This window comes from Lyngbya sp. CCY1209 (genome assembly GCF_055795065.1).
In genome coordinates, this window is record NZ_JAYFER010000208.1 from 1 (window position 1) to 314 (window position 314).

1 protein-coding gene is annotated in these 314 nt (G+C 47.1%); it reads right to left on the bottom strand.

Annotation, left to right across the window (positions count from 1 at the left end; genetic code table 11):
• A partial coding sequence (locus tag AC0QHF_RS04000) for a reverse transcriptase domain-containing protein (protein ID WP_324702892.1) occupies positions 1–314 on the bottom strand: 314 nt, incomplete at both ends.

The following is a 314-nucleotide window of genomic DNA, read 5'->3' on the forward strand; positions in this document are numbered from 1 at the left end:
TCCATCCAGTGCGATGTTGGCGAGGAGTGGACTTATTACCCCTCCTTGAGGTGTCCCGGCTTTCGTATCGTCAAATACACCATTGTCAATGACACCGGCTTTTAACCATTGTTTGATATTGCGCCTGATGGTCGTTGGACAATGAAGTTTGGATAGCAGGTAATCAGGGTCAATCTGGTCAAAACATTTGGCAATGTCGGCATCGAGGACATAGTATTCCCCTTGATTAATTCCAACAAATATTCTGCCAATTGCGTCAAGGGTTGAGCGTCCGGGTCGAAACCCATAGCTTGTCCCCTCGAATTTAGGTTCCC